4 protein-coding genes are annotated in these 5,209 nt (G+C 62.8%); 1 reads left to right on the top strand and 3 read right to left on the bottom strand.

What is annotated here, in order from left to right; genetic code table 11:
- The coding region (locus VJR68_RS08815) for an aldo/keto reductase (RefSeq protein ID WP_324147304.1) at window positions 1-384 on the top strand (384 nt) is incomplete at its 5' end.
- A gap of 66 nt (window positions 385-450) precedes the next feature.
- Here the strand turns inward: VJR68_RS08815 and VJR68_RS08810 are convergent.
- The 3 genes from VJR68_RS08810 to VJR68_RS08800 form a co-directional block, all read right to left on the bottom strand.
- Window positions 451-1,380 (bottom strand): 5'-nucleotidase, encoded by a 930-nt coding sequence (locus VJR68_RS08810; protein WP_324147303.1) that lies wholly within the window; start codon window positions 1,378-1,380, stop codon window positions 451-453.
- 96 nt (window positions 1,381-1,476) lie between these two features.
- Complete coding sequence (locus tag VJR68_RS08805; RefSeq protein ID WP_324147302.1) at window positions 1,477-2,238, bottom strand: NAD kinase; 762 nt, start codon at window positions 2,236-2,238, stop codon at window positions 1,477-1,479.
- A gap of 190 nt (window positions 2,239-2,428) precedes the next feature.
- Window positions 2,429-5,209: NAD-glutamate dehydrogenase domain-containing protein (locus tag VJR68_RS08800; protein ID WP_324147301.1), on the bottom strand; the 2,781-nt coding region annotated here is incomplete at its 5' end.

Raw genomic sequence — 5,209 nt, 5'->3', positions numbered from 1 at the left:
CATCATCCGCTAGTCACCAATCAGCTGGAGCTTTCGCCGCTGCAGATGGGTGCGCTGGACGACGGCACGCTCGATCAGGCACAGCAACTCGGATTGCGGCCGATGATCTGGTCACCGCTCGCTGGTGGCCGCCTGTTTACGAGCGACGATGAGCAGGCGCAGCGCGTGCGGACAGAAATGTCGGCGATCGCGACACGCCATGGCATTTCGCTGACCACGCTCGCGTTTGCGTGGGTGCTGCGGCATCCATCGCGGCCGTATCCGATTACCGGTACCGGGCGTTTGGATGGCTTGCGTGACGCAGTGGCAGCACTGAATGTGCAGTTGGATGCGGAAGACTGGTACGCGATCTGGACCGCCAGCAAAGGCCATTCCGTGCCGTAGGTTGGGGTGCGAACCCCAACATCGGTAAACCTGTGCGAAGCGACATGTTGGGGTTCGCACCCCAACCTACGGGTTGCTTACACCGTGCGGCACGTGGCCGGTTGCGACGTGCTTGCGCGCGGATTCCACATTTGCCGGCGAGTCGTCGAAAAAGATATCCGCGCCGAACGCATCCAGGAACGGCCCCTTGTCGCGCCCACCCAGGAACAACGCCTCGTCGATACGCACGCCCCAGCGGCGGAGGGTGAGAATGACGCGCTTGTGTGCGGGTGCCGAGCGGGCCGTGACAAGGGCGGTGCGAATCGGGGAGTTCTCGGCGGGAAACGCTGCCTGCAGGCGATGCACCGCGGTGAGGAATCCACGGAAGGGTCCGACCGATAACGGCTGTTCGGCCAGTTCGGTTTCGCTGCGATGAAAGGCTTCCAACCCTTCCTCGCGCGACACGCGCTCACCTTCGTCGCCAAAGATCACCGCATCGCCGTCGAAGGCAATGCGCAGCTGTTCGCTGGCGCGCGGTGGCGCCGTCGACGGCAGGATGGTGGCGGCCGCAACGCCGGCCTTCAAGGCGCGGCCCACATCTTCAGCATTGGCGGAAAGAAACAGATCCGCCTTGAAAGGCGCAATGTAATCGGACGTCGGCGCACCGCTGGTGAACGCAGCGCGGCTGATTTCCAGTCCGTAATGCTGGATGGAATTGAAAATGCGCAGCCCGGTATCGCCTGAGTTGCGCGACAGCAGGATCACTTCGACCGGTGGTACGTCGCCGGCCAGCTTGTTGAGTCCCAGCAGTTTCTGCACCAGCGGAAACGCCACGCCGGGTTGCAGAATGTCCTCTTCGTGTTCGATCTGGAAACCGCGGTAAGCATCCAGCCCGTCGCGCTCGAACAAGGCATGGCTATCGCCGAGGTCGAACAAGGCCCGCGACGAAATGGCGACGACGAGTCGGTTATCGCCGGTGGCACTGGGATCGTGAGCGGTTTTGGTGGGGCGGGTCATGCGCGTCAATCTAGCGCAAATCCGTAGGTTGGGGTGCGAACCCCAACATTGCCATCCCCATGTGTCGCCATGTTGGGGCTCGCACCCCAACCTACGTCAGTCCGCGGCGAATTGTTCGTCCAGGATGCGCTGTTCCAGATTGTGTTCCGGATCAAACAACAGACGCACGCCCTGCTCGCGCGACTGGCGCACTTCTACGCTACGCACGTTGCGCACTTCCAGAAAATCCGCCGTGGCGCTTACCGGACGCTTGCCGGGATCGAGCACGCGCATGCTCACCACCGTGCGATGCGGCAGGATGGCGCCGCGCCAGCGGCGTGGACGGAACGGACTGATCGGCGTGAGCGCCAACACGTTGGCGTCCAGCGGCAGAATCGGACCGTGCGCGGAAAGGTTGTAAGCGGTGGAGCCGGCGGGCGTGGAAACCAGGATGCCGTCGCAGACCAGGTTCTGCAGTTTCACGATGCCATTGAGTTTTACTTCGACATGCGCGGCCTGATTGGTTTGCCGCAGCAGCGATACTTCATTGAAGGCCAGCGCGTGACGTGTCTGGCCATCGCCATCGACGGCCTCCATTTCCAGCGGGAACAGTTCCGCGGCGTGTGCGCGTGCGATGCGCTCGGGCAATTCTTCATGGTGATGCTTGTTCATCAGGAAACCGACGCGACCCAGCTTCATGCCATAGACCGGTAGTGCAACGGCACGATGGGCGTGCAAGGTACGCAGCATGAAACCGTCACCACCCAATGCGACGATCACTTCGGCATCGGTCACCGGCACGTCGCCGTAGCGTTCCACAAGTTTGCGGCGCGCTTGCTGGGCAACGCTGGTTTCGCTGGCGACGAACGCAAGACGCATGGGAGACCCATCTGTTGGAGCTTGACGATCGAGCTTACGACACGCGAAGTGAGCTGACCATGCCTCCCATGACGTTCATGGCGAGGTAGGTTGGGGTGCGAACCCCAACATGGCCATTCCCCCGGCGTCGCGACGTTGGGGTTCGCACCCCAACCTACCCGCTCCCCGAAGGGAGAGGGTTTGCGCAACATCAGGCAATCGGCACCTGCGCCAACTGCGCCAGGCGACGCACCGCTACCGAGGCGATCGGGTAATCCGCGTTCTGCGTGAGGATTTCCGCCAGCATGCTGCGGGTGTACTTCAGCGCAGGATCGTCACGCTCCAGCCACGCCTGTACCGGCGATATGCTGCCGTTGCCGCCATTGAGCGCGAGCACCTGGGTCGCCAGCGCGCGATGCTGATGATTGAGTTCATCCAGCAACGAACCGCGTGCCTGCGCATGCCAGTGGCCATCCACCGGCAGGGCTTCGATCTGGCCGCGCAGCCATTCCAGATCCAGCGCCTGGCCCAGCTCGTAGAACACGTTGGCGACCTTGGCGATGGGTTGGTCGGTCTGCTGCGCGACTTCCACCATGTCGAGCATGGCGCGCAACTCCGGCAGCTTGGCCAGATGCAGGGCCAGATCGCTGGGCAGGCCGAGGCCTTCCCACTTCTCCTGGCTGGTGGCGAAATCGGCCTTGCCGGCTGGCGTCAATGCGTCGGGCAGCGTGGCGCTGAGTTCGGCCACGGCGGCCTGGTAGCGCTCCACGTTCGCCGCGATGTCCAGCGTGCCGCCCGGACGGTTCAGCAGCCAACGCGCGAGGTGGCGCAATTGCGACCAGATCTGCCCGATCGCATCGAACTGCGTGCTCTCCGCCACCTTGCTGTCCTGCGCCTCGATCTGTGCCCACAGTTCGCGCGCGCCGAGAATTTCGCGCGCCGCCGTGTATGCCTTGGCGACCGCCGCCGGCCCCTGCCCCGTGTCTTCCTGCATGCGCATCATGAAGGTGGCGCCCATGCGGTTGAGGGTGGAGTTGGTCACCGCGGTGGCGATGATTTCGCGCTTCAGGCGATGGCGCTGCATGTGCGCGGCGTATTTGTCGTGCAGCGGTTTCGGGAAGTAACGCACCAGTTCCTTCGACAGATACGGATCTTCCGGTACGTCCGATTCCAGCAATTGCTGGTACAGGCGAATCTTGTCGTACGACAGCAGCACCGACAGTTCCGGACGAGTGAGGCCATTGCCATGCGCCTTGCGATCGGACAGCTCGGTTTCGCTCGGCAGGTTTTCCACCTGACGGTCGAGCAGGCCTTCGCTTTCCAGCGTACGGATGAAGTGCGCCATCGAGCCGATCCGCTTCACCGACTGACGTTCCATCAAGGTGATGGCCTGGTTCTGGCGGTAGTTATCCCACAGCACCAACTGGCCGACTTCGTCGGTCATCGAGGCGAGCAGGCGGTTGCGATCATCCGTGGTGATCTCGCCGCGCTGTACCGCATCGCCGAGCAGGATCTTGATGTTCACCTCGTGGTCGGAGGTGTCCACGCCAGCGGAGTTGTCGATGAAGTCGGTGTTGAGCAGCACGCCATGCTGTGCGGCTTCGATGCGACCTTTCTGGGTGAAGCCGAGGTTGCCGCCCTCGCCCACCGTCTTGCAACGCAGTTCCGCACCGTTGATACGCAGCGCGTTGTTGGCGCGATCGCCGACATCGCCATGCGTTTCGCTGCTGGCTTTGACGTAGGTACCGATACCGCCGTTCCACAGCAGATCCACCGGCGCCTTGAGGATGGCGCTCATCAACTCGTTCGGCGAAAGATGCTCGACGCTGGCCTTGATACCCAGCACCGCACGCGCTTCCGGCGAAATCGGAATCGACTTCACGCTGCGCGGCCACACGCCGCCACCGGCGGAAATAAGCGACTTGTCGTAGTCATCCCAGCTCGAACGCGGCAGCTTGAACATGCGTTCGCGCTCGGCGAAGGACTTGGCCGTCTCCGGATTCGGATCGAGGAAGATGTGGCGATGGTCGAACGCGGCCAGCAAGCGAATATGCCGCGACAGCAGCATGCCATTGCCGAACACGTCACCGGACATGTCGCCGATGCCGACGCAGGTGAAGTCCTCGCTCTGGCTGTCGCGGCCCATCGCACGGAAGTGGCGCTTCACCGATTCCCACGCGCCTTTGGCAGTGATGCCCATGCCCTTGTGGTCGTAACCGTTGGAACCGCCAGAGGCAAACGCATCGCCCAGCCAGAAACCGTGTTCGATCGAGATGGCGTTGGCGATATCGGAGAACGTGGCCGTGCCCTTGTCAGCCGCCACCACCAGGTAGGGATCGTCGTCGTCGTGGCGGATCAGGTCATGCGGCGGCACCACCTTGCCTTCCACCAGGTTGTCGGTGATGTCGAGCAGGCCGTTGATGAACAGGCGATAGCAGGCAATGCCTTCCGCCAACTGCGCATCGCGATCGCCACCGGCCGGCGGATGCTTGACGAAGAAGCCGCCCTTCGAACCCACCGGCACGATCACGGTGTTCTTCACCATCTGTGCCTTCACCAGGCCCAGCACTTCGGTGCGGAAATCTTCGCGGCGGTCCGACCAGCGCAAGCCGCCGCGTGCAACCGGCCCGAAGCGCAAGTGAATGCCTTCCACGCGCGGCGCGTATACGAAGATCTCGCGATACGGCACCGGCTTGGGTGCGTCGGGAACTTGCTTGGAATCGAACTTGAAGCTGATGTAATGGCGATGCGCGCCATCCCACAACTGGAAGAAGCTGGTGCGCAACGTGGCGCGGATCGTGTTCATGAAGCTCAGCACGATGCGCTCGTCGTCCAGGCTGGCGACGTCGTCGAGCAGTGACTTCAGCGATTGCCACAGCACGTGCACCTGCTGGTCGCGCTTTTCCGCCAGCACGCTGACGATCTCGTCGATCAGCTCTGGCTTGGCCTTTTGCGTGTCGGTAGAGATCAGCGATTGCATCTCGCGGCGCAG

Source organism: Dyella sp. (assembly GCF_035277725.1).
Taxonomy (GTDB): domain Bacteria; phylum Pseudomonadota; class Gammaproteobacteria; order Xanthomonadales; family Rhodanobacteraceae; genus Dyella_B.
The sequence above is the reverse complement of the archived record's forward strand: the minus strand, read 5'-3'. Positions and strand labels throughout refer to the sequence as shown.